The 25,274-nt window shown below is 55.3% G+C and carries 18 protein-coding genes; 11 read left to right on the forward strand and 7 right to left on the reverse strand.

Annotation, left to right across the window (positions count from 1 at the left end; translation table 11 throughout):
- Positions 1-73: 73 nt before the first annotated feature.
- The gene (macA, locus tag KGP24_RS07705) at positions 74-1,189 is read left to right on the forward strand and encodes a macrolide transporter subunit MacA (RefSeq protein ID WP_223562909.1); all 1,116 of its coding nucleotides are present in this window, start codon (positions 74-76) and stop codon (positions 1,187-1,189) included.
- Positions 1,186-3,126, forward strand: a complete 1,941-nt coding sequence (macB, locus tag KGP24_RS07710) for a macrolide ABC transporter ATP-binding protein/permease MacB (RefSeq protein ID WP_223562910.1) — start codon at positions 1,186-1,188, stop codon at positions 3,124-3,126. The genes macA and macB overlap by 4 nt, the downstream gene beginning before the upstream one ends.
- Positions 3,127-3,196: 70 nt before the next feature.
- Here the strand turns inward: macB and cspD are convergent, their stop codons facing one another.
- Positions 3,197-3,418: a cold shock-like protein CspD gene (gene cspD / locus KGP24_RS07715; protein WP_006809408.1), complete on the reverse strand. Its 222-nt coding sequence runs from the start codon at positions 3,416-3,418 to the stop codon at positions 3,197-3,199.
- Between the two features lie 267 nt (positions 3,419-3,685).
- Between cspD and clpS the strand changes: the two genes are divergently transcribed.
- Positions 3,686-4,006, forward strand: coding sequence for an ATP-dependent Clp protease adapter ClpS (clpS, locus tag KGP24_RS07720; protein ID WP_223562911.1), 321 nt, complete (start codon positions 3,686-3,688; stop codon positions 4,004-4,006).
- Positions 4,007-4,033: 27 nt separating this feature from the next.
- On the forward strand, positions 4,034-6,313 hold the full coding sequence (gene clpA, locus KGP24_RS07725) for an ATP-dependent Clp protease ATP-binding subunit ClpA (protein WP_023335109.1): 2,280 nt from the start codon (positions 4,034-4,036) through the stop codon (positions 6,311-6,313).
- 71 nt (positions 6,314-6,384) lie between these two features.
- On the opposite strand, the gene KGP24_RS07730 is transcribed toward clpA, so the two are convergent.
- Positions 6,385-7,722 carry a cytoplasmic protein gene (locus tag KGP24_RS07730; RefSeq protein WP_223562912.1) on the reverse strand — a complete coding sequence of 446 codons (1,338 nt, stop codon included), beginning with the start codon at positions 7,720-7,722 and terminating at the stop codon, positions 6,385-6,387.
- A 57-nt stretch (positions 7,723-7,779) separates the two neighbouring features.
- Between KGP24_RS07730 and KGP24_RS07735 the strand changes: the two genes are divergently transcribed.
- Both KGP24_RS07735 and KGP24_RS07740 read left to right on the forward strand, forming a co-directional pair.
- Entirely contained in the window at positions 7,780-9,333 is a 1,554-nt protein-coding gene (locus KGP24_RS07735) for a bifunctional UDP-sugar hydrolase/5'-nucleotidase (protein WP_223562913.1), read from the forward strand.
- A 23-nt stretch (positions 9,334-9,356) separates the two neighbouring features.
- Positions 9,357-10,889: an aryl-sulfate sulfotransferase gene (locus tag KGP24_RS07740; RefSeq protein ID WP_223562914.1), complete on the forward strand. Its 1,533-nt coding sequence runs from the start codon at positions 9,357-9,359 to the stop codon at positions 10,887-10,889.
- An 83-nt stretch (positions 10,890-10,972) separates the two neighbouring features.
- On the opposite strand, the gene infA is transcribed toward KGP24_RS07740, so the two are convergent.
- From infA to trxB, 5 genes are all read right to left on the reverse strand, one after another.
- Entirely contained in the window at positions 10,973-11,191 is a 219-nt protein-coding gene (infA, locus tag KGP24_RS07745) for a translation initiation factor IF-1 (RefSeq protein WP_002211347.1), read from the reverse strand.
- A 284-nt stretch (positions 11,192-11,475) separates the two neighbouring features.
- Complete coding sequence (gene aat / locus KGP24_RS07750) at positions 11,476-12,180, reverse strand: leucyl/phenylalanyl-tRNA--protein transferase (protein WP_223562915.1); 705 nt, start codon at positions 12,178-12,180, stop codon at positions 11,476-11,478.
- A 45-nt stretch (positions 12,181-12,225) separates the two neighbouring features.
- Positions 12,226-13,947 (reverse strand): cysteine/glutathione ABC transporter ATP-binding protein/permease CydC, encoded by a 1,722-nt coding sequence (gene cydC, locus KGP24_RS07755; RefSeq protein WP_223562916.1) that lies wholly within the window; start codon positions 13,945-13,947, stop codon positions 12,226-12,228.
- Positions 13,947-15,713, reverse strand: a complete 1,767-nt coding sequence (gene cydD, locus KGP24_RS07760) for a cysteine/glutathione ABC transporter permease/ATP-binding protein CydD (RefSeq protein ID WP_223562917.1) — start codon at positions 15,711-15,713, stop codon at positions 13,947-13,949. Before cydD ends, cydC begins: the two co-directional genes overlap by 1 nt.
- A gap of 114 nt (positions 15,714-15,827) precedes the next feature.
- Positions 15,828-16,796, reverse strand: coding sequence for a thioredoxin-disulfide reductase (gene trxB, locus KGP24_RS07765; protein WP_032638969.1), 969 nt, complete (start codon positions 16,794-16,796; stop codon positions 15,828-15,830).
- 544 nt (positions 16,797-17,340) lie between these two features.
- Between trxB and lrp the strand changes: the two genes are divergently transcribed.
- The 5 genes from lrp to serS all read left to right on the forward strand — a co-directional run bounded on the left by lrp (position 17,341) and on the right by serS (position 25,171).
- Positions 17,341-17,835: a leucine-responsive transcriptional regulator Lrp gene (lrp, locus tag KGP24_RS07770; protein WP_000228469.1), complete on the forward strand. Its 495-nt coding sequence runs from the start codon at positions 17,341-17,343 to the stop codon at positions 17,833-17,835.
- A gap of 135 nt (positions 17,836-17,970) precedes the next feature.
- Positions 17,971-21,690 carry a DNA translocase FtsK gene (ftsK, locus tag KGP24_RS07775; RefSeq protein ID WP_223562918.1) on the forward strand — a complete coding sequence of 1,240 codons (3,720 nt, stop codon included), beginning with the start codon at positions 17,971-17,973 and terminating at the stop codon, positions 21,688-21,690.
- A gap of 128 nt (positions 21,691-21,818) precedes the next feature.
- The gene (gene lolA, locus KGP24_RS07780; RefSeq protein WP_023310983.1) at positions 21,819-22,433 is read left to right on the forward strand and encodes an outer membrane lipoprotein chaperone LolA; all 615 of its coding nucleotides are present in this window, start codon (positions 21,819-21,821) and stop codon (positions 22,431-22,433) included.
- A 9-nt stretch (positions 22,434-22,442) separates the two neighbouring features.
- Positions 22,443-23,786: a replication-associated recombination protein RarA gene (rarA, locus tag KGP24_RS07785; RefSeq protein ID WP_033145084.1), complete on the forward strand. Its 1,344-nt coding sequence runs from the start codon at positions 22,443-22,445 to the stop codon at positions 23,784-23,786.
- A gap of 92 nt (positions 23,787-23,878) precedes the next feature.
- Entirely contained in the window at positions 23,879-25,171 is a 1,293-nt protein-coding gene (serS, locus tag KGP24_RS07790) for a serine--tRNA ligase (protein ID WP_045908394.1), read from the forward strand.
- The last annotated feature ends 103 nt before the right edge of the window (positions 25,172-25,274 follow it).

The raw sequence follows: 25,274 nt of genomic DNA on the forward strand, positions 1-25,274 counted from the left end.
CGGGGGTTTCGTTGAAGAGTCGTTTAGATAGAATCAACATTTATAATTGCCAGAACATTTATTTGGAATATTTATGAACCTCAAGGGAAAACGCAGAACGCTGTTTCTGCTGCTGGCGGTCGTGGTTTTAGCCGGTGGGTACTGGCTATGGCAGATGCTGAATGCGCCGGTGCCGCAGTATCAGACACTCATTGTTCGCCCGGGCGAACTGCAGCAAAACGTCCTCGCGACGGGTAAGCTTGACGCTTTGCGTAAGGTTGACGTCGGCGCTCAGGTCAGCGGCCAGCTGAAAACGCTGTCGGTTGAGATTGGCGACAAGGTGAAAAAAGGCCAGCTGCTCGGCGTTATTGATCCTGAGCAGGCTGAGAACCAGATCCGCGAGGTGGAAGCCACGCTGATGGAATTGCGAGCGCAGCGAGCGCAGGCACAGGCAGAACGTAACCTGGCCCAGGTGACGCTGACCCGTCAGCAGGCGCTGGCTAAAACCCAGGCTATTTCGAAACAAGATTTAGATACTGCCACTACTGAACTGGCGGTGAAACAGGCGCAGATTGGCACGATTGACGCGCAAATCAAACGCAACCAGGCCTCGCTGGATACGGCGAAAACCAACCTCGACTACACCAAAATCGTTGCGCCGATGGCGGGCGAAGTCACCCAGATCACTACGCTCCAGGGCCAGACGGTGATTGCCGCGCAGCAGGCGCCAAACATTCTGACGCTGGCGGACATGAGCACCATGCTGGTCAAAGCCCAGGTCTCAGAGGCGGATGTTATCCACCTTAAGCCCGGGCAGAAAGCCTGGTTTACGGTGCTGGGAGACCCGCAGACGCGCTACGAAGGCGTGCTGAAAGACATTCTGCCGACGCCGGAAAAAGTTAACGACGCTATCTTCTACTATGCCCGCTTTGAGGTGCCAAACCCGCAGGGCGTGCTGCGTCTGGACATGACCGCCCAGGTGCATATCCAGCTGACCGGCGTGAAGAACGTGCTGACTATCCCGCTTTCTGCGCTCGGCGAGTCCGCCGGGGATAGCCGTTATAAAGTGAAAGTGCTGCGCAACGGCGAAACGCGCGAGCGCGAGGTCGTGATCGACGAGCGTAACGACACCGACGTGGTGGTGGTGAAAGGGCTGGAAGAGGGCGAGGAGATTGTTGTCAGCGAAAGCCTGCCCGGAGCCGCTAAATGACGGCGCTGCTTGAGCTAAATAACATTCGTCGCAGCTATCCCTCCGGCGACGGCCCGGTGGAGGTGCTGAAGGGCATCTCCCTGCGCGTGGAAGCGGGCGAGATGGTGGCCATTGTCGGGGCATCGGGTTCCGGTAAATCGACGCTGATGAACATTCTCGGCTGCCTGGATAAACCGACCAGCGGTACCTATCGCGTAGCCGGGACGGATGTATCCACGCTGGACGGCGATGCGCTGGCGAAGCTGCGTCGGGAACATTTCGGCTTTATCTTCCAGCGTTACCACCTGCTTTCTCACCTGAATGCGGCTCAGAACGTGGAAGTGCCTGCGGTGTATGCGGGCGTCGAGCGTAAAAAGCGCCTTGAGCGCGCACAGATGCTGCTGACGCGTTTGGGGCTGGCGGAGCGGGTGGAGTACCAGCCCTCGCAGCTGTCCGGCGGCCAGCAGCAGCGCGTGAGTATCGCCCGTGCCCTGATGAACGGCGGGCAGGTGATCCTCGCGGATGAACCGACCGGCGCGCTCGACAGCCATTCCGGCGAAGAGGTGATGGCGATCCTGCATCAGCTTCGCGATCAGGGGCATACGGTGATTATCGTTACCCACGATCCGCAGGTGGCGGCGCAGGCGGAACGCATTATTGAGATCCACGACGGCGAGCTGGTCAGCAACCCGCCGCCGCGTGAGTCCAGGGCAACGGCGCCGAAAGAAGTGCTACCGGCATCAACCGGCTGGGGACAGTTTTCCAGCGGCTTTCGCGAGGCGCTGGCCATGGCCTGGCTGGCGATGGCGGCCAACAAAATGCGCACCCTGCTGACGATGCTCGGCATCATTATCGGTATCGCCTCGGTGGTGTCGATCGTGGTGGTGGGCGACGCGGCCAAGCAGCTGGTGCTGGCAGATATCCGCGCCATCGGCACCAATACCATTGACGTCTATCCCGGCAAAGACTTTGGCGACGACGAGCCGCAGTATCAGCAGGCGCTGAAATATGACGATCTGGCGGCGATTCAGAAGCAGCCGTGGGTTAATTCGGCCACGCCTGCGGTGTCGCAGAACCTGCGTCTGCGCGTGGGCAACGTTGACGTTGCCGCCAGCGCTAACGGCGTGAGCGGAGACTATTTCAACGTCTACGGCATGACCTTCAGCGAAGGCGCCACCTTCAACGCCGAGCAGCTGGCGGGCAGGGCGCAGGTGGTTGTGCTGGACGCAAACTCACGCAGGCAGCTCTTCCCCAATAAAGCCAACGTGGTGGGCGAAGTGATCCTGGTCGGCAACATGCCTGCCACGGTCATCGGCGTGGCGGAAGAGAAGCAGTCGATGTTTGGCAGCAGCAAAATCCTGCGCGTCTGGCTGCCCTACACCACCATCTCCGGGCGGATTATGGGGCAGTCATGGCTCAACTCCATCACCGTACGCGTGAAGGAGGGCTACGACAGCGCGCTCGCCGAACAGCAGCTTGAGCGGCTATTAACCCTGCGCCACGGGAAGAAAGATTTCTTCACCTGGAATATGGACGGCCTCTTGAAAACGGCGGAAAAGACCACACGTACTCTTCAGCTGTTCCTCACGCTGGTGGCGGTGATTTCGCTGGTCGTCGGCGGTATCGGGGTGATGAACATCATGCTGGTGTCGGTAACCGAGCGCACCCGGGAGATTGGCATCCGCATGGCGGTTGGGGCCCGGGCCAGCGACGTGCTGCAGCAATTTTTGATTGAAGCGGTGCTGGTGTGTCTGGTCGGCGGTGCGATGGGCATTGCGCTCTCGATGATGATCGCCTTCGCGCTCCAGCTCTTTTTACCCGGCTGGGAAATTGGCTTCTCGCCGGTTGCCATCATTACCGCGTTTTTGTGTTCAACCTTTACCGGCATTTTGTTTGGCTGGTTGCCCGCCCGCAACGCGGCGCGGCTGGATCCGGTGGACGCGCTGGCTCGGGAATAACCCGAAAATAAAAATGCCAGCCGATCGGGCTGGCATTTTGACTGCGGGATGTACACAATAAAACAGAGAGCTATGCAACCGTCTCTGCTTCAACGGGTACGATTAGGCTTGCATGATTGCCTTTTGGTCCCTGATGTACATCGAACCGGACGGACTGCCCGGCTTTGAGCGTTCTGTAGCCATCCATCTGAATGGTGGAATAGTGAGCGAAGATATCCTCGCCGCCGCCTTCGGGGCAGATGAAGCCAAACCCTTTGGCGTTGTTGAACCACTTAACAGTACCCATTTCCATGCTTCGACATCCTTCGTAAATCTTATAAGTTAAGATGGAATGAACCGGTGGTGGAGTGGGGGCTGTTCAAAACCTCGCCATCTCACGCTTGTACAATTTAGAGAAACGAAAGAAGTCGTCAAGCGTTTGGCGTTGGAGATGGGACAATAATCAACCAAAGTTTGAAGCAGTTAACGCTATTGCAACAGTTTGTGACAGACATCGCGGATGACAGTAATAGATGATTGTTATCTAACATCTGAGGTAGATTCAAAGTGGTTATGCATAATGGGTAAGACCAACGATTGGCTGAATTTTGATCAGCTGGCGGAAGACAAAGTGCGCGACGCGCTAAAACCGCCATCTATGTATAAAGTTATGTTAATGAACGATGATTACACGCCGATGGAATTTGTTATTGACGTGCTACAAAAGTTCTTTTCTTATGATGTAGAACGTGCAACGCAACTGATGCTTACCGTTCATTATCGTGGCAAAGCTATCTGCGGCATCTTCACTGCCGAAGTGGCGGAAACCAAAGTGGCGATGGTGAACGACTATGCGAGGGAGAACGAGCATCCGTTGCTGTGTACGCTGGAAAAGGCCTGATAAGGCATAAAATTGGGGGAGGTGCCTATGCTCAATCAAGAACTGGAACTCAGTTTAAACATGGCTTTCGCCAGAGCGCGTGAGCACCGACATGAGTTTATGACCGTCGAGCATTTACTGCTCGCACTGCTTAGCAACCCATCTGCCCGCGAAGCGCTGGAAGCCTGCTCCGTGGATCTGGTTGCGCTACGTCAGGAACTCGAAGCCTTCATCGAACAAACCACACCGGTGCTGCCAGCCAGTGAAGAAGAGCGCGACACGCAGCCGACGCTCAGCTTCCAGCGCGTGCTGCAGCGTGCGGTATTCCACGTCCAGTCTTCCGGGCGTAGCGAAGTGACTGGCGCAAACGTCTTAGTCGCCATCTTCAGCGAGCAGGAGTCACAGGCTGCCTACCTGCTGCGCAAACACGAAGTCAGCCGCCTCGACGTGGTTAACTTTATTTCTCACGGTACGCGCAAAGACGAGCCTAACCAGGCATCGGATTCCAGCAATCAGGTCAATAACAATGAAGAGCAAGCAGGCGGGGAGGATCGTATGGAAAACTTCACCACCAACCTTAACCAGCTTGCTCGCGTTGGCGGTATCGACCCGCTGATTGGTCGCGATAAAGAGCTGGAGCGCGCAATCCAGGTGCTGTGCCGTCGCCGCAAGAACAACCCGCTGCTGGTGGGGGAATCTGGCGTGGGTAAAACCGCGATTGCCGAAGGTCTTGCCTGGCGTATTGTGCAGGGCGACGTGCCGGAAGTCATTGCCGACTGCACCATCTACTCGCTGGATATTGGCTCGCTGCTGGCGGGCACCAAATACCGCGGTGATTTTGAAAAACGCTTCAAGGCGCTGTTGAAACAGCTGGAGCAGGACACCAACAGCATCCTGTTTATCGATGAGATCCACACCATCATCGGCGCGGGTGCGGCCTCCGGTGGCCAGGTGGATGCCGCGAACCTGATCAAACCGCTGCTCTCCAGCGGCAAGATCCGCGTGATTGGCTCCACGACCTACCAGGAGTTCAGCAACATCTTTGAGAAAGACCGTGCGCTGGCGCGCCGCTTCCAGAAAATCGACGTGACCGAGCCGTCCGTCGAGGAAACGGTGCAGATTATCAACGGCCTGAAGCCAAAGTACGAAGCGCACCACGACGTGCGTTACACCGCGAAAGCGGTCCGTGCGGCGGTGGAGCTGGCGGTGAAATACATCAACGATCGTCACCTGCCGGATAAGGCGATTGACGTGATTGATGAGGCAGGGGCGCGCGCGCGCCTGATGCCGGCCAGCAAGCGTAAGAAAACCGTTAACGTGGCGGATATTGAGTCAGTGGTGGCCCGCATCGCGCGTATCCCTGAGAAGAGCGTTTCTCAGAGCGACCGCGACACGCTGCGCACCCTCGGCAATCGCCTGAAAATGCTGGTCTTTGGTCAGGATAAAGCCATTGAGGCCTTAACCGAAGCGATCAAGATGGCCCGCGCCGGGCTGGGGCATGACCACAAGCCTGTCGGTTCCTTCCTGTTCGCTGGCCCGACGGGCGTGGGGAAAACCGAGGTAACGGTTCAGCTCTCCAAAGCGCTGGGTATCGAGCTGCTGCGCTTTGATATGTCCGAGTATATGGAGCGTCACACCGTCAGCCGTTTGATTGGTGCGCCTCCGGGCTACGTGGGCTTTGACCAGGGCGGCCTGCTCACCGACGCGGTGATCAAGCATCCGCACGCCGTCCTGCTGCTCGATGAAATCGAGAAAGCGCACCCGGACGTGTTCAACATCCTGCTGCAGGTGATGGATAACGGGACGCTGACCGACAACAACGGGCGCAAGGCGGACTTCCGCAACGTGGTGCTGGTGATGACCACCAACGCCGGGGTGCGTGAAACCGAGCGTAAATCCATCGGCCTGATCCACCAGGATAACAGCACCGATGCGATGGAGGAGATCAAAAAGATCTTCACGCCGGAGTTCCGTAACCGTCTGGACAACATTATCTGGTTCGATCACCTGTCTACCGACGTGATCCATCAGGTGGTGGACAAGTTTATCGTCGAACTGCAGGTCCAGCTGGATCAGAAAGGCGTGTCGCTGGAAGTGAGCCAGGAGGCCCGCAACTGGCTGGCCGAGAAAGGCTACGACCGTGCGATGGGGGCCCGTCCGATGGCGCGCGTCATTCAGGACAACCTGAAGAAACCGCTGGCAAACGAGCTGCTGTTTGGCTCGCTGGTGGATGGCGGTCAGGTGACCGTAGCGCTGGACCAGGCGAAGAATGAACTGACGTACGATTTCCAGAGTGCAGCGAAGCACAAGCCGGAAGCGGCTCACTAAGTTGTTTTACTCTAAAAGCCGGGTTTGTTAACCCGGCTTTTTTGTCTCAGATCCTCTTTTTTGTTCGTGTCTCAGTCCGGTCCTTGATGCCGCGTCTGGTTATAGATCTGTGCCAGACATACCAGATGCAGACTTACCACCCGAGCGCTCAGCGTGTTGCTGCGCGCCAGCCATGGATGGGCCTCAAGCCAGTCTATAAACCGTGTGCAGGCGCCAAGGGAGATTTGAGTAGGGTTAAGCGCTTTTTTTTGCCCGGTAAGCGGGCTAATCAGTTTGTGATTTTCACCCTGGCTCCATTGTTGCCAGCGGTTATTCCACCATCCTGCATACCAGGTTCCGATAAGCCGATATTGCTCAGCAGCGGATTTGCAATCTGAGTTGTCTTCCACCACGAACCACAGATCGGTCTTTGCGCTGCGTACTTCTGCAGACCATGCCGTAATTGCTGCGCCTCGCAGGACACATTCATGCGCCAGAAAATGATCTGACACCTGAGGAAAAAGAATGCGCAGGCGCTGAAAATGGCCATGTATAGCGATCACCGGGCGCACGATACATCCCCGTGCATTTTGTTTAAGACGTGCGCTACCGAAGGCAATCTCATCAAACTGGCTGCGCTGCATAAAGTGTTTCTCTTGCAGAATAACCTGCTCTATCGTACAGGCATGTGAATGTTGAGGTACTTCGCTGTCGGATGCCCGATAGCGAAGTATTTCACCCGTGCTCCAGGTGCAGTAATTAGTGGAGATTTGCAAAACCATGCCGGAATTAATGTCTGCGCTTACAATGACGAAAATTTTTTCTGCAGCTGTTCTGCCCTGAAAGGGAAGGGTAAAGATCCGCGTAGCGACAGACGTAGCCCCTGGCGCGGGGAGGCGCAATCGTCGTTCACATTCGTTCACCGCCAGGGTGAGCATGCGATAAGCCGTTGTTTCACTGTCATATTGTCCCGCATCCAGTCGTCGCAGAAGGTTTGCGACGCTTTCCTGCTGATGCGCCGTCAGGCGCTGCGGTGTGAAAACCGTCCGGCAGGCACGGCATTGAAGACGTGCACTGCCCGCGCGCGTTTGACCGTAATGAATCATCTCCGTTGTATAACAGCGAGGACATCCCAGCCCGGTGGCACCTAGCTTATCGCCCATCAGCCGGGCAAACCATGCACTGTATTCCGTTTCATCAAAGAGCGGTGGCAAACTGCCGCATTTCCCGCACTCAAGCGCAGCGTAGCCCAGGCGATAAACAGGCCATACGTAGTCGCTGGCATTTGCAATGCCGAGATTCGGGCATAAAGCACTCTTACAGACGTTAAGATCTATTTTTCGAATCCTGCTCATGACTCCGCGCCAACTCATTTTGTCAGTCGAGTGATAGTGAGGTCTTTGCCATTTTTCAATCGTGAAGATGTTCACAAAAACGGTTTATCACCTCGTCAAAATGGAACTCCTTTTTTAATTTAAGGATAAAAAATGAAACGGACCCTTGTTGCTGTTGCCTTATTAACGGCCTGTGCCAGCCATAGCTTTGCTCAGGATATAACCATTATTTACACCAACGATCTCCATGCTCACGTTGAGCCTTACAAGATACCGTATGTCGCAGAAGGTAAGCGGCTGGTGGGTGGTTTTGCCAATATTTCGACGCTGGTTAAACAGGAGAAAACACATAATAAGGCGACATTTTATTTTGATGCGGGTGATTATTTTACCGGGCCGTACATCAGTAGTCTGACAAAAGGAAAGGCAATCATTGATATCCTGAATACTATGTCGCTGGATGCCGCTTCCGTTGGTAATCATGAATTCGATCACGGCTGGGATAATACGCTGCTGCAGTTCAGCCAGGCAAAATTTCCCATTTTGCTGGGTAATGTCTTTTATCAGAATAGTCAGATGCCTTTCTGGAACAAGCCCTATACCATTCTGGAAAAGGATGGGGTGAAAATTGGCGTGATTGGATTGCACGGCGTATTTGCGTTCAACGATACAGTGTCTTCGGCAATGCGTCAGGGCATTGAGGCCCGGGATGAGGTGAAATACCTGCAGCGCTATCTGGATGAAATCCGCGGTAAGGTTGATATCACCGTTGCACTGATGCATGAAGGATTTCCCGCCCGGCAGTCAAGCATTGGTAATACCGACGTGAAGCGTGCGCTTGATAAAGACATTCAGACTGCGAAGCAGGTGAAAGGGCTGGATATTTTGATTACCGGACACGCGCATGTTGGTACGCCGGAGCCGATTAAGGTGGGGAAAACATTGGTGCTGTCGACAGACAGCGGTGGAATCGATATCGGAAAGCTGGTTCTGGATATTAACCCAAAAACACGCCAGCATGTGGTTAAGTCCTTTGAACTCAAGACGGTTTATGCCGATGAGTGGAAGCCGGACCCTGTAACTCAGGGCGTGATTGATAGCTGGAATAAAAAGCTTTCTAAAACCGTTCGTCAAAAGGTGGGTGAAACCCCTATCGCCTTGACCCGCGCCTACGGAGAGTCTTCTTCGCTGGGAAATCTGTTTACCGACGCCATGCTTGCTGATGCACCCGATGCGCAACTCGCTCTGACTAACTCTGGCGGCCTGCGCGCCGATCTGAATGCTGGTCCAATTACCCTTGGTGATGTTATCAGCGCTTTCCCGTTCCCTAATGAGCTTACCGTGATGGATTTAACCGGAAAGTCTTTGCGCAATTTAATGGAACATGGTGCATCACTCAGCAATGGCGTATTGCAGATGTCAAGGGGCATGGAGATGCAATATGACCCACGCAAGCCACTGAATCAACGCGTGGTATCGTTCACGCTTAATGGTAAGGCAATCGCAGATACTGAAACGTACCGTGTTGTTACCAACAGTTTTTTAGCTCCCGGTGGCGATGGCTTTATGGCTTTTACCGAAGGTAAGAATAAACAGGTCAGAGGCGGTTATAACCTCTCTGATGCGGTTATTGATTATCTCAGAAACGGAAATAAGGTCATTCCCCAACAGGTGAATGAGATGCGTGTAATGGAAGTCCAACAGTAACGCATTACTTACAGGTGAATAACATGGCAATTATTAATACAGGAACGGAGCTTGCCCCTGCAAACAACCAGCTTGCGGCCTATATCAGTTTTTCAATTGATGAACCCATCACTTTTTCTTATAAGGTACTTAAACGTAACACCAGCACGACAGGCGTGGATTTTACTTATACCCATACTGAATTGATTACAGACCTGACGAAAGAACTTAACGTTCCGGTAATAGGTCTTTACGCGAACGACGTCAATGAAGTTGAGATTATTTTTTATAATGCCAGTGGTATTGAAATTTATAACAGTACTTTTACGATAAGCACCCTCGACCAGACCTACCGGGATGCGACGATCTTTCATCTCGACATTGAGCATACTGATCCCGAACTTTTTTCCAGCGTGTGGGGAAATAGCTGGTTAATGACAACCAACTGCGATGGTTACGATCAGAATGGCGATCTTCGTTGTTATTACGCCCAGCCCTATCGTAATCAGATGCTAAAGACCAATAAGGGTTATTTTTATATCGGCAGCGATGAAGACGAACACTGGTATGGTCGCCGTTTCTTCAAAATTGACATCCTCGGGAATATCGTTCTGGAATTTGATATGCGGGATCAGGATGGCAATCATTACGCCAACACGCACGATCTGGTCTGGGACTCAAACGGCGATCTGTATATGATTGGTAACGACAACCCGGATCGCTCGACAAATACCATGAGGCAGGATGCATCGATCCTCAAATTCAACGATCAAACCGGTAAAATGATATGGGCTAAAAACTATACCCGTTCATTTGATAATGCGCTGATCCTGAATAACAGCCCAACAAATGATGCCCACCTCAATTCACTTTCTGTGTTTAACGGGACGGGGGCGTACAGCGACGTGATTATTGTTCACTCGCGCTCAGCAGGGGTGACATTTGGTATCTCGCCGACAGATGGGGCTATCCAGTGGACCATTAATACCGGCAACTTTAATGCACAATTCCCATCCGGGACGACGGTAACGAAAATAGATACGTCGGGTATAACCGCGTTTGAAAACGGCGCTCATACGGTTTTTGTTACCAACAATGCGGTTTTTTCTGATTACAACATTCCGGGTTCTGGGAAATTTGTTCTCTCTCTGTTTGATAACCGATCTTGCCTAAGTACAACAGGAGAAGCGCTCACGCGCGCGATTACTGAGGATGCTAGTACCGAGGTTTATCAAACCGAGCCCGCCCGGGTGATGTTTTACTATGTAGATCTCCAGGCTAAAACAGCAACTACAGTGGGTTCAACTATTGCACTGCCGCAAGACAGAGTCCCGCAGATCACCGATTTCATGGGGGCTGTATTCGACTACGGCCAGTACTACAGTATTTACACCAATCACGCACGTTCATTCTTTATCAGTGATGTGGGCGGTAAGATTGTTGCCACCATCTATGATGTTATCTGTTCGCTGGACGGCTATCCGGAGTTCCCGGGCGAATGCTATCGGGCTAGACAGTTTGCCGGCGCGGAACTGACATCGTTAATCGATATTGGTTTTAACGTGGCTAACGTTTGATGTGCTTCTGATAAGAGAAAACAGAAAAGGCCGGGATTACCCGGCCTTATTTAATATTCATCTGCCATTACAGGCGAAAACAATTAGCGACTACGGAAGACAATGCGGCCTTTGCTCAGGTCGTACGGGGTCAGTTCAACAGTCACTTTGTCGCCCGTCAAAATGCGGATGTAGTTTTTGCGCATTTTACCGGAGATGTGCGCAGTTACCACGTGACCGTTTTCCAGCTCTACGCGAAACATGGTATTAGGCAACGTATCAAGTACGGTACCCTGCATTTCAATATTGTCTTCTTTGGCCATCTAATCCTCTGGGGTATCACTACCAAGTTTTGAACCGGCAAGATAATGCCGAAATTCATCAATTAAGTAAAGAATTGCGCGATTAAAACGCAGCAAAACAGTTTCGGCGCATTGCCCAAGCGTCACGGTACAACCGAACAGGAAGCGCATTCGTAAAGGGGAGACAACAGGATAAACGTCAGGACGTTATCTGAAGCGAGGGTCCCAAACGGCGGCGGGGCAACAGGCAGAAGCTACTCTGCGGCATAATTATAACACCCTCACAAAAAATATGCGGAAAACATTTAGGCATTGGGCATAAAGAGCGTTCTCGGTATCCAGAAGTCGCGCGGAAGCCTCTCCTGGCGGCTGGCATCGAGTTGTTCGATGTACTGGCGTCGCGGGATTTCAACGGCACCCAGGGAGGCGGTATGCTCGTTGAGCACCTGACAATCGATCAGGCGTCCGCCGCGCTGGGCAAACGACTGGCTGAAGACCAGCAGCGCGGTTTTCGAGGCATTAACTGCGCGGGAGAACATCGACTCACCGCAAAACAGCGTGCCTTGCGCTACGCCGTACATGCCGCCGACGAGTGCTCCACCATCCCATACCTCGATGGAGTGAGCGTAGCCAAGCTCATGAAGCTGGTGGTAGGCGGTAATAATATCGCGGGTTATCCATGTTCCCTCAAAGCGGTCTTCGGCACAGCCTTCAATGACCTGACCAAAGGCGTGGTTGAGGGTGACGCGGTATGGTGATTTTGCATGGAAACGCTTCATGCTGCGGCTGAGGTGAAACTGCTCTGGCCACAGCACGGCACGCGGGTCGGGAGACCACCATAAAATGGGGTCGCCGGGAGAAAACCAGGGGAATATACCGCGCTGGTACGCCATCAATAGCCGCGCAGGACTAAGGTCACCGCCAAGGGCCAGCAGCCCATTGGGCTCACGCAGCGCCCCTTCCGGAGAAGGGAACGCAATGTTATGACGAGAAAGCTGGACCAGGCGCATGACAGCAAAACTCCAGTACGCGAGCGAGGACGCTACAAATATAGTCTACAGACGTTGTTTAAACTGGTAGTAGCGACCCTGTTTTGCCAACAGCTCTGCGTGACTACCTTGCTCAATAATGTGTCCGTTGTCCATCACAATTATCTGATCAAAACTCGCCAGTCCGCGCAGGCGGTGTGTGACCATCAGCACGGTTTTGTCGGTCATAACATTCGCGAGTAAATCAAGTATTTGGCTCTCGGTTGTGGCATCCAGCCCTTCGGTGGGTTCGTCGAGCAGCATCAGCGGCGCATCGTGCAGCAGCGCGCGCGCGATTGCCAGCCGGCGCAGTTCACCGCCGGACAGCTGACGACCGCCTTCGCCCAGCCAGCTGTTTAGCCCATCGTTCTCAAGAAGTTTTTGCAGTCCAACCTGCTCCAGCACGGTGCGAAGCGCATCATCAGAGTCCTCTGGTGCGGCCAGCAGCAGGTTATCGCGCAGGGTGGCGCTAAACAAATGCACGCGCTGTGGAACCACACTCACGGTCTTGCGCAGGGCCTGTTCGCTGAAATCGGTCAGTAACGTATTATTAAAACGAATATGACCGCGCTGCGGATCCCATGCGCGGGTCAGCAACTGCAGCAGCGTCGATTTACCGCAGCCGGTACGGCCGAGAATCGCAATCCGCTGTCCCGCATTAACTGACAGATTGATACCGTCCAGGGCGTTCTGCGCCTGTTTGTCATAGGCGAAGGTGACATCTTCAAGCGTCAACGCAACCTGCTCTGGTACAGCGGTTTGCGCGGCACTGAACGTGACTTCAGGCTCCTGCTCGGCAATCTGGGTGATGCGCAGGGCAGAGGCGATCACCTGACCCAGATGCTGGAAGGCGCCCGTCACCGGGGCCAGCGCCTCGAACGCCGCCAGCGCGCAGAATACGAAAAGGGCAATAAGAGGACCCGGCTGTGAATTCCCCCCGATATCGCCGGACGCCAGCCACAGCATGGCAATTACGGCCACGCCGCCGATGAGCATCATCAGCGCCTGAGAAAAGGCTGTCAGTTCCGACTGGCGGCGCTGGGCCTCATGCCAGTTTAGCTCTGTACTTTCCATGCGCGCGCGATAGCGCTTGCTGGCGCCAAAAATGGTCAGCTCGGCCTGACCCTGAAGCCAGGAGGTCAGCTGCTGGCGGTAGTCCCCGCGAAGACGCGTAAGATTTTCCCCTGTGGTTTTCCCGGCGCGGTAAAACAGCGGCGGAAGAATGATGAGCGTCAGCAGCATGATCCCGCCCAGCGTTAGCGCAACGGGAACATCCAGAACAGACAGCCCCAGTGTGACCACCACAATCACCACAAACGCGCCCACGATCGGGGAAATCACGCGCAGGTAAAGGTGATCCAGGGTGTCGACATCCGCCACGACGCGGTTGAGCAACTCGCCCTGACGAAAACGCGCCAGCCCGGCAGGGGAGAGGGGCAGCAGCTTGCTGAACGTGTAGATGCGCAGGTGCTGCAGCACGCGGAAAGTGGCGTCGTGGCTGACCAGCCGTTCGAAATAGCGTCCGGCAGTACGGGTGATGGCGGTACCGCGAACCCCGGCAGCCGGAAGCATATAGTTGAAGCTGTATAATCCTGCGAACCCTGCGACGGCCGAGGCCGACAGGAACCAGCCGGAAAGCGTGAGCAGTCCGATGCTGGCGAGCAGTGTGACAATTGCCAGCACAATCCCCAGCGTCAGCATCCATTTGTGGCGTTTATAGAGCGCAAGATAAGGCAGCAGAGCACGCATCAGATGTCCTCCTGACGGTTCGCCAGCAGGGCGGTAAACGGTCCCTGCGCGGCAACGAGAGAGGCGTAATCGCCTTGCTCAACAATACGGCCGTTCTCCATGACCCAGATCTGGTCCCAGTCGGCAATGCCTTCCAGCTGATGGGTGACCATCAGGGTGGTTTGCTGCCGGGAGGCGGCGTTCAGGGCCTCCATTACCCGCTGCTCGCTATGAGCATCCAGGCTGGCGGCGGGCTCATCCAGCAGCATCAGCTGGCATGGGTTAAGCAGCGCGCGGGCAACGGCTACGCGTTGTGCCTGTCCGACCGACAGCCCGGCGGACTGGTCGCCGACCACGGTATCCACCCCTTGCGGGAGCAGCGGCAGAAACTCGCTGACCCAGGCACGGTCGAGAACCGATTGCAGTTCATCTTCACGCGCATCCGGGCGCGCCAGCAGGACGTTTTCACGCAGCGTAGAGGCGGGAAGCTGCGGGTTTTGGCCCACCCAACTGAGCTGTTTACGCCAGGCGTCAGGATCGAGGTTGCGCAGTTCGGTTTTGTTGATTCGCAGTGAACCCGTGTAGGCCATAAAACCGGATAGCGCATTCAGCAGAGAGCTTTTCCCGGAACCGCTGGTGCCGACGAGCACCACGCGTTGTCCTGCAGGTAAGGTAAAGTTCAGTGGACCTGCGAGCACTTTGCCTTCGGGTGACAGAATGGAAAAGTCCTGCGCTTCAATGGTAACGGGATCTTTAGCATTCAGCGTCACGTCACCCCGCTCCGGGTGTGCCAGCGGCGTTTCCAGGAACGTTTTAAGGCTATCGGCTGCGCCAACCGCCTGGGCTTTGGCGTGATAGAAGGTTCCCAGATCGCGAAGCGGCTGGAAAAACTCCGGAGCCAGGATCAGCGCCAGAAACCCGGCAGAAAGGGTCACCGCCGTGCCGTAATGGCCGAAATCCAGCGCGCCGAGGTAGGAGAAGCCGAAGTAGACCGCCACGAGGGCAATCGACAGCGAGGTAAAGAATTCAAGCACGCCGGAAGACAAGAAGGCGAGGCGTAACACTTCCATGGTGCGCTGACGGAAGTCCTGCGATGCCTGGCGAATGTTTTCGGTTTCCGCTTCACCGCGGCCAAAAATGCGTAACGTCTCCATGCCGCGAAGACGATCGAGGAAATGGCCGCTCAGGCGACCCAATGCCAGGAAGTTACGGCGGTTGGCATCCGCTGCCCCCATGCCAACCAGCGCCATAAACAGCGGGATCAGCGGGGCGGTGCCCATCAGAATCAGCGCAGCCATCCAGTTCACCGGGAAGATGGCGATCACGATCAGCAGCGGAACGAAGACGGCAAGAGCCATCTGCGGCAGATAGCGCGCATAGTAGTCGTGCATATCGTCAATCTGCTCAAGGATCAGCGTCGCCCAGCTACCGGCCGGTTTACCCTGGATCCACGCGGGCCCGGCTTCCTGAAGGCGATCGAGCACCTGACGGCGTATCTCGTATCGTATGTGCTGTCCGGCGTGAAAACCGACGCGCTCACGCAGCCACACCACCCAGGCACGCAGGACAAAAACCAGGATCAGGACAATAAAGGGCAACAACAGCGCTTCGCGAGGAATGTTCTCCATGATCATGTGATTAAGAATGCGGGCCAGCAGCCATGCCTGGGCAACAATCAAGAGACCGCTAACGAATCCCAGGAGACGGGAAATCGTAAGCCAGCGGCGGGAAATAACGCTTTGCTGTTTCAGCCAGCGTGTTAACTCTTGTTGACGGGTTTTTTCCATTGCGTACTTTGCAGGTGACGTTATTAGAAATTGGGCAGCGCAATGTTACAACGGGGAGACAATAAAGGCGACTTATCGCCGCCTTTATTTACGTTTGTTACTGACTTGTAAAGATTATTTACCTTGTTCAGCCAGTCCATCGAGGTAGCGTTCAGCGTCCAGCGCGGCCATACAGCCGGTCCCAGCCGAGGTAATCGCCTGACGATAAATATGGTCCATCACGTCGCCAGCCGCGAACACGCCCGGGATGCTGGTCTGGGTCGCGTTACCGTGAATACCCGACTGCACTTTGATGTAGCCGTTTTCCAGCTCCAGCTGACCGTCGAAGATCGCGGTGTTTGGGCTGTGACCGATCGCCACAAACAGACCCGCCACTTCCAGCGTTTCGACGTTATCGGTGTTCTGGGTATCACGGATACGCAGACCGGCAACGCCCATCTGGTCGCCCGTCACCTCTTCCAGGGTACGGTTGGTGTGCAGCACGATGTTGCCGCTTGCCACTTTATCCATCAGACGTTTGATCAGGATCTTCTCCGCGCGGAAGGTTTCGCGACGGTGGATCAGGTGCACTTCAGAGGCAATGTTCGCCAGGTAGAGCGCTTCTTCTACTGCGGTGTTGCCGCCGCCGATGACCGCGACTTTCTGATTGCGGTAGAAGAAACCGTCACAGGTTGCGCAGGCAGAGACGCCGCGGCCTTTGAATGCTTCTTCGGATGGCAGACCAAGGTAACGGGCAGAAGCGCCGGTGGCGATGATCAGCGCGTCGCAGGTGTATTCGCCGCTGTCGCCCGTCAGGCGGAACGGACGGTTCTGCAGATCGACCTTATTGATGTGGTCGAACAGAATTTCGGTTTCGAATTTAGCGGCATGCTCGTGCATACGTTCCATCAGCAGCGGCCCGGTCAGGTCGTTCGGGTCCCCTGGCCAGTTTTCTACTTCGGTGGTGGTGGTCAGCTGACCGCCTTTTTCCATGCCGGTGATGAGTACCGGGTGCAGGTTAGCGCGTGCAGCATAGACCGCTGCGGTATATCCCGCAGGTCCAGAACCAAGGATTAGCAGCTTACTGTGTTTGGCCGTGCCCATGAGATCCCCATTGTTGTTGGCAGACATTTGGCTGGATTGTAGGGAATTTGTTGTCGTAAAAAAAGAGCGCAGCAATTTTGATATCAATCTGTGTAATAGCCACGGGCGATGAATGATGCGCCATAACATCACGCTTTCGCCTGAAAAACGGTCGTTTGTAAGGCAATAAAATGAGGATTAATACCCTGCCGTAATGAATATCCGGCATGTTGTACTAAAAAACGATGTTTTGCTTTGACAATCCCCTGCGCTTTTGCGAAAACATTCAAGGAAGAAAAAAAACCGCGTTAACCGTATGCCGCATAGGCATGCACGTAAATGCCATTTTTACCGGGTCAGTGAAATCTACGCATGGCGTGGACAGACGCCATACGTGATGTCGGTGACAGCCTTCGGGCAACGGTCTTCTTACCAACAGAACCCGAATCCGCATCGCGTCTAATACAAAACCAGGCGATGTGATGACTAACGGGTACAGGCTCTGAACAGTGATGTGCACAGGGTCCAGGCAGGAGTAGGGAAGGAATACAGAGAGACAATAATAATGGTAGATAGCAAGAAGCGCCCTGGCAAAGATCTCGACCGTATCGATCGTAACATTCTTAATGAATTGCAAAAGGATGGGCGTATTTCCAACGTCGAGCTTTCAAAACGTGTGGGACTTTCCCCGACGCCGTGCCTTGAGCGTGTGCGCCGACTGGAAAGACAGGGTTTCATTCAGGGCTATACTGCTCTGCTGAACCCGCATTATCTGGATGCCTCACTTCTGGTATTTGTTGAGATTACTCTGAATCGTGGTGCGCCGGATGTGTTTGAGCAATTTAACGCCGCTGTACAAAAACTTGAAGAAATTCAAGAGTGTCACCTGGTGTCCGGTGATTTCGACTACCTGTTGAAAACCCGTGTGCCTGATATGTCCGCCTACCGTAAGCTGCTGGGGGAAACCCTGCTGCGTCTGCCAGGCGTGAACGACACCCGTACATATGTGGTGATGGAAGAGGTCAAACAGAGCAATCGTCTGGTTATTAAGACGCGCTAACACGGAACAGGTGCAAAATCAGCGTAGTTTGATTACACTCCTGTTAATCCATACAGCAACAGTGCCGGGGAGTCCCGGCGCTGTTGTCCGTTTTAGCAAAAAGGCAGGATATGCCTGATACCTGGAGAGCCTTTTTTGAGCCAGGAATACACTGAAGACAAAGAAGTCACACTATCGAAGCTAAGCAGCGGACGTCGTCTCCTCGAGGCTTTGCTGATTGTTATTGCCCTTTTTGCCGTCTGGCTGATGGCAGCCTTACTCAGTTTCAACCCCTCAGATCCCAGCTGGTCACAAACTGCATGGCATGAGCCTATCCATAATTTAGGCGGTGTCCCCGGTGCCTGGCTTGCGGACACGCTGTTCTTCATTTTCGGTGTGATGGCCTACACCCTTCCCGTCATTATCATTGGCGGATGCTGGTTTGCGTGGCGTCATCGTCAGAACGATGATTACATCGACTATTTTGCCGTGTCGCTGCGCCTGATTGGCGCGCTGGCGCTGATCCTCACCTCGTGCGGGCTGGCGGCAATCAATGCGGATGATATCTGGTACTTCGCCTCTGGCGGAGTGATCGGCAGTTTACTCAGTTCTGCGCTGCAGCCGATGCTGCACAGCAGCGGCGGCACGCTGGCGCTGCTGTGCATCTGGGCTGCCGGGCTGACGCTGTTTACCGGCTGGTCCTGGGTAAGCATTGCTGAGAAGATCGGTAGTTTTATCCTCACCATTCTGACTTTCGCCAGCAACCGTACCCGCCGTGACGATACGTGGGTTGATGAAGACGAATACGAAGATGAAGAGGAAGATGACGCGCCTGTGCAGCGTCGCGAGTCTCGTCGTGCGCGTATTCTGCGCGGCGCGCTGGCGCGTCGTCAGCGTGTTGCAGAGAAATTTGCCAACCCGCTGGGTCGTAAAACCGATGCGGCGCTCTTCTCCGGTAAACGCATGGATGAAGACGAGCAGGTGGCGTATCGCGCGGCGGGTGTCGCCGTCGATCCTGACGATGTGCTCTTCTCCGGCAGCCGGGCCACTCCGGGTGACTTCGACGAATACGATCCGCTGTTAAATGGCCACTCGGTTACCGAGCCGGTTGCAGCCGCCGCAGCCGCGACGACCGCTGCGCAGGCGTATGCCGCGCCTGTCGATGCCGTGATGCCATCCGCGCCGGTTTCGCCGCCGGAATCCGTTATTCAGCAGCCTCAGGTTGACTGGCAGACTGCGCCAGGCGTTCACACGCCGGAGCCGGTTATCGCACCTGAACCAGAGAGCTACATCCCTGTGCAGCAGGAGCAGTGGCAGCAGCCATATCAGCCGCCGCAGCCTTCGTATGAACCACAAGAGTACCCGCACTATGAACAGCCTGTGGCCCAACCTTATCAGGAGTATGTGCCTGAACCGGTTGAACCTGTGCAGCCTTATGTAGAGCCGCAGCCTGAACCTGAAATCGTGGAAGAGGTAAAACCCTCTCGTCCGCCGATGTACTATTTTGAAGAAGTTGAAGAGCGTCGCGCGCGTGAACGCGAGCAGCTGGCGGCCTGGTACCAGCCTGTGCCTGAACCGGTGCAGGAGCCGGTGACGAAAGCGCCTTCTGTTTCCGTTCCACCGATCGACCCGACGCCTGCAGTCGCACCCGTAGCGGAAAGCGTGAAGCAGGCTACCGCGGCCGCTGCCGTGGCTGCACCTGTTTTTAGCCTGGCAACCAGTGGCGCGCCACGTCCTCAGGTGAAAGAGGGGATTGGTCCGCAACTGCCTCGCCCTAACCGCGTTCGCGTTCCAACCCGTCGTGAGCTTGCCTCTTATGGCATCAAGCTGCCTTCCCAGCGTATGGCGGAAGAGAAAGCGCGCGAGCCTGAGTACGAAGATGACGCCGATGAAATGCAGCAGGACGAGCTGGCCCGTCAGTTCGCCGCGCAGCAGAATCAGCGCTACGGTAATGAATACCAGCACGATGAACCTATGCTGGAAGACGAAGAGGACGCGGCTGAAGCAGAACTGGCGCGCCAGTTTGCCGCCACCCAGCAGCAGCGCTATTCAGGTGAACAACCGGCTGGTGCAAATCCGTTCTCGCTGTCTGATTTTGAATTCTCGCCGATGAAGGATCTGGTGGATGATGGCCCGAGCGAGCCTTTATTTACCCCTAGCGTGATGCCGGAAGCTGAGCCTGTGCGCCAGCAGCCAGCATCACAGGCCTACGCGCAGCCGCAGCAGCCTGTTCAGCAGCCGTATGCGCAGCCGCATCAACCTGTTCAGCAACCGCAGCAGCCACCACAGCCACCACAGCCGCCGCAGTTCCAGCAGCCTGCGCCTCAGCCGCAGGAAAGTCTGATTCACCCTCTGCTGATGCGTAACGGTGACAGCCGTCCGCTGCAGCGTCCAAGCACGCCGCTGCCGTCTCTGGATCTGTTAACGCCTCCGCCGTCAGAAGTGGAGCCGGTCGATACCTTCGCGCTGGAGCAGATGGCGCGTCTGGTGGAAGCGCGTCTGGCTGACTTCCGCATCAAAGCGGACGTGGTGAACTACTCGCCGGGTCCTGTGATCACCCGTTTTGAACTGAACCTGGCGCCCGGCGTTAAAGCCGCGCGTATTTCCAACCTGTCCCGCGACCTGGCGCGTTCTCTCTCGACCGTTGCGGTGCGAGTGGTGGAAGTGATACCGGGCAAACCGTACGTTGGCCTTGAGCTGCCGAACAAGAAACGTCAGACCGTCTACCTGCGTGAAGTGCTGGATAACACCAAATTCCGCGATAACCCATCTCCGCTGACCGTGGTGCTGGGTAAAGATATCGCTGGCGATCCGGTAGTCGCGGATCTCGCCAAAATGCCTCACCTGCTGGTAGCAGGTACCACCGGTTCCGGTAAGTCTGTCGGTGTGAACGCCATGATCCTCAGCATGCTCTATAAAGCGCAGCCGGAAGATGTGCGTTTCATTATGATCGACCCGAAAATGCTCGAACTGTCGGTCTACGAAGGCATCCCGCATCTGCTGACCGAAGTGGTCACCGATATGAAGGACGCCGCCAACGCCCTGCGCTGGAGCGTTAATGAGATGGAACGCCGCTACAAGCTGATGTCTGCATTGGGCGTGCGTAACCTGGCCGGGTATAACGAGAAAATTGCCCAGGCTGTGCGCATGGGGCGTCCGATCCCGGATCCTTACTGGAAGCCGGGTGACAGCATGGATGCCCAGCATCCGGTGCTGGAAAAGCTGCCTTATATCGTCGTGCTGGTCGATGAATTCGCTGACCTGATGATGACCGTCGGTAAGAAAGTAGAAGAGCTGATTGCCCGTCTGGCGCAGAAAGCGCGTGCGGCCGGTATTCACCTTGTGCTGGCGACCCAGCGTCCTTCCGTGGACGTGATCACTGGTCTTATCAAAGCGAACATCCCGACGCGTATCGCCTTTACCGTATCCAGTAAAATTGACTCCCGTACCATTCTTGACCAGGGCGGCGCAGAGTCGCTGCTGGGTATGGGTGATATGCTCTATTCCGGCCCGAACTCCACCTCTCCGGTGCGTGTCCACGGTGCGTTCGTCCGCGATGAGGAAGTTCACGCCGTCGTGCAGGACTGGAAGGCGCGTGGTCGTCCGCAATACGTTGACGGTATTACCAGCGACACGGAAAGCGAAGGCGGCGGCGGTGGCTTCGACGGCGGCGAAGAGCTGGATCCGTTATTCGATCAGGCGGTTAACTTCGTTACCGAAAAACGCAAAGCGTCCATCTCTGGCGTGCAGCGTCAGTTCCGCATCGGCTATAACCGCGCAGCGCGCATCATCGAGCAGATGGAAGCGCAGGGTATTGTGAGCGAGCAGGGGCATAACGGTAACCGCGAGGTGCTGGCACCACCGCCGTTTGATTAACCTTCAGCGATTGCAAAGAAGGGTAAATCAGCCAAAATTAAGCATTTTCTTCTGTCGCCTGCCTTCGGGCAGGTCCAGAATAGAAGACGGAAACCCCATATCGGGAAGACGTATTTTAAGGAATAACAATGAAAAAAATCGCCATCGCCTGTGCATTACTCACCAGTTTTGTCGCCAGCAGCGTCTGGGCTGATGCAGCCAGCGACCTTAAAAGCCGACTGGATAAAGTAAGCAGCTTCCACGCCAGCTTCACGCAAAAAGTGACTGACGGCAGCGGCAACGCGGTGCAGGAAGGTCAGGGAGATTTGTGGGTAAAACGCCCAAATCTGTTTAACTGGCACATGACCCAGCCGGATGAGAGCATCCTGGTCTCTGACGGCAAAACCTTATGGTTCTTCAACCCGTTCGTTGAGCAGGCAACGGCGACCTGGCTGAAAGATGCCACCAGCAATACGCCGTTTATGCTGATTGCCCGTAACCAGTCCAGCGACTGGCAGCAGTACAATATTAAACAGACGGGTGACGAGTTTGTCCTGACGCCGAAAGGCAGTAACGGCAACCTGAAGCAGTTCACCATTAACGTAAGCACCAACGGTACGATTAATCAGTTTGGCGCGGTTGAGCAGGACGATCAGCGCAGCAGCTACCAGCTCAAGTCTCAGCAAAACGGCGCCGTTGATGCATCGAAATTCACCTTTACCCCGCCGCAGGGCGTAACGGTGGACGACCAACGCAATAAGTAAGAGGCGTGAGTGGGCAATCTGTCGCTCGATTTTTCAGATAACGCGTTTCAACCTCTGGCCGCCCGTATGCGGCCAGAAAATTTAGCGCAGTACATCGGCCAGCAACATCTGCTGGCTGCCGGTAAGCCATTGCCGCGCGCCATTGAGGCCGGGCATCTTCACTCCATGATCCTCTGGGGCCCCCCTGGCACCGGCAAGACCACGCTTGCAGAAGTTATCGCCCGCTATGCCAACGCGGACGTTGAACGTATCTCGGCGGTCACCTCCGGCGTGAAAGAGATCCGTGAGGCGATCGAGCGTGCGCGGCAGAACCGCAACGCCGGGCGGCGTACCATCCTCTTCGTGGACGAAGTCCACCGCTTCAACAAGAGCCAGCAGGATGCCTTCCTGCCGCATATTGAAGACGGCACGATCTTCTTCATCGGTGCGACCACCGAAAACCCGTCGTTTGAACTGAACTCGGCGCTGCTTTCCCGCGCGCGCGTTTACCTGCTCAAATCGCTCACCACCGAGGATATCGAAAAGGTTCTCACCCAGGCGATGGACGACAAAGCGCGCGGCTACGGCGGACAGGATATCGTTCTGCCTGACGACACGCGTCGTGCGATTGCCGAGCTGGTCAACGGCGATGCGCGTCGTGCGCTGAATACGCTGGAAATGATGGCCGATATGGCCGAAATCGACGATGCCGGGAAGCGGGTGCTGAAACCGGAACTGCTCACCGAAATTGCGGGGGAGCGCAGCGCGCGTTTCGATAACAAAGGCGACCGTTTTTACGACCTGATCTCGGCGCTGCATAAGTCCGTGCGCGGCAGCGCGCCGGATGCGGCGCTTTACTGGTACGCGCGCATTATCACTGCGGGCGGCGATCCGTTATATGTCGCGCGTCGCTGTCTGGCGATTGCGTCAGAAGATGTCGGCAATGCCGATCCTCGCGCCATGCAGGTTGCGCTGTCGGCCTGGGACTGCTTCACCCGCGTTGGACCTGCGGAAGGCGAACGCGCCATTGCGCAGGCGATTGTTTATCTGGCCTGCGCGCCGAAAAGCAATGCGGTTTATACCGCCTTTAAAGCGGCGATGTCCGACGCGCGTGAACGTCCGGACTACGATGTGCCGGTTCACCTGCGTAACGCGCCGACCAAACTGATGAAAGAGATGGGGTATGGGCAGGAGTATCGTTACGCTCATGATGAACCCAATGCCTACGCTGCCGGGGAGGAATATTTCCCGCAGGAGATGGCACAAACGCGCTATTATCACCCCACAAACAGAGGTCTTGAAGGCAAGATTGGTGAAAAGCTCACCTGGCTCGCCGGACAGGATCAAAATAGCCCTATAAAACGCTACCGTTAGTTCAATCGTTGCGGTAATGTTGGCAATGTATCCTTGTGGCCGCAGGCTGTGGTCACATTTTCCTATTTTAATTCGATAAGCACAGGATAAGCATGCTCGATCCCAATCTGCTGCGTAATGAGCCAGACGCAGTCGCTGAAAAACTGGCACGCCGGGGCTTTAAGCTGGATGTAGATAAGCTGCGCGCTCTTGAAGAGCGTCGTAAAGTTCTGCAGGTACAAACTGAAAATCTGCAGGCAGAGCGTAACTCTCGATCGAAATCCATCGGCCAGGCGAAAGCGCGCGGGGAAGATATTGAGCCATTACGCCTGGAAGTGAACAAACTGGGTGAAGAACTGGATCAGGCTAAAGCTGAGCTGGATGTTCTTCAGGCCGAGATTCGTGATATTGCCCTGGCTATCCCGAATATTCCTGACGACAGCGTGCCTGTCGGCAAAGATGAGAACGACAACGTTGAAGTGAAACGCTGGGGTACGCCTCGTGAGTTTGACTTCGAAGTACGCGATCACGTGACGCTGGGCGAAATGCACGCGGGCCTGGACTTTGCGGCAGCGGTTAAGCTGACCGGTTCTCGCTTCGTGGTGATGAAAGGCCAGATTGCTCATCTGCACCGCGCGCTGGCACAGTTCATGCTGGATCTGCACACCGAGCAACATGGCTACAGCGAAACCTACGTGCCGTATCTGGTTAACCACGATACGCTGTACGGTACGGGTCAGCTGCCGAAATTTGCCGGCGATCTGTTCCATACCCGCCCGCTGGACGAGGAAGCTGACAGCAGCAACTACGCGCTTATCCCAACCGCTGAAGTGCCGCTGACTAACCTTGTGCGTGATGAGATCATTGATGAAGACGACCTGCCAATTAAGCTGACAGCGCATTCACCGTGCTTCCGTTCTGAAGCTGGTTCTTATGGTCGTGACACGCGCGGTCTGATCCGCATGCACCAGTTCGACAAAGTTGAGATGGTGCAGATCGTCCGTCCTGAAGAATCCATGGACGCGCTGGAAGAGATGACCGGCCACGCGGAGAAAGTGCTGGAGCTGCTGGGTCTCCCGTACCGTCGTATGGCCCTGTGTACCGGTGATATGGGCTTTGGCGCCTGCAAAACCTTCGATCTGGAAGTGTGGGTGCCTGCGCAGAATACCTACCGTGAGATCTCCTCCTGCTCTAACGTCTGGGATTTCCAGGCGCGCCGCATGCAGGCTCGCTGCCGCAGCAAATCTGACAAGAAAACCCGTCTGGTGCATACCCTGAACGGTTCTGGTCTGGCTGTGGGCCGTACGCTGGTTGCCGTGCTGGAAAACTACCAGCAGGCAGACGGTCGTATTGAGATCCCTGAAGTGCTGCGTCCATACATGAAAGGCCTGCAGTACATCGGCTGATAATCTGTCTTAAAACAAAAAAGCGCCTCAGGGCGCTTTTTTTATGCCTTTGATTTGATACGAAGCAATAACCTCTCCCTCTAAAGTAGTAATACTCCTCCGA

The organism is Enterobacter sp. JBIWA008, assembly GCF_019968765.1.
Classification (GTDB): domain Bacteria; phylum Pseudomonadota; class Gammaproteobacteria; order Enterobacterales; family Enterobacteriaceae; genus Enterobacter.